The following is a 385-nucleotide window of genomic DNA, read 5'->3' on the forward strand; positions in this document are numbered from 1 at the left end:
ATGAATAAATTTATGGATACAGTAACTCAAGCAAGATTAGACGGAACCTATTTAAAGTGGATAAAAACTATTGCGAACCAAAGGTTACTCATACTTGATGACTTTGGACTAAAGGCTATTGATGCAGACACAAGGTTGGCTTTATTAGATATACTGGAAGACAGATATGGAAATAGCTCCGTAATAATCACCTCTCAATTACCAGTAGAAGCATGGTATGATTTCATTAATGAACCAACGTTGAGTGATGCTATAATGGACAGATTGACAGCTTGTGCCCATAGATTACCTTTGAAAGGAAAATCATTAAGAAAGAAAAAAAATAACTAAGTTTGAACTATAAATCCAGTGGCAATAAGTCCAAATTATTGGTTAAAAACTGGTG

1 protein-coding gene is annotated in these 385 nt (G+C 33.8%); it reads left to right on the forward strand.

What is annotated here, in order from left to right:
- On the forward strand, nt 1-330 hold a 330-nt coding region (locus GOQ17_RS16110), incomplete at its 5' end, for an ATP-binding protein (protein ID WP_159639076.1).
- Nucleotides 331-385 lie beyond the last annotated feature (55 nt).

Source organism: Sphingobacterium composti, from assembly GCF_009829075.1.
GTDB lineage: Bacteria > Bacteroidota > Bacteroidia > Sphingobacteriales > Sphingobacteriaceae > Sphingobacterium > Sphingobacterium composti.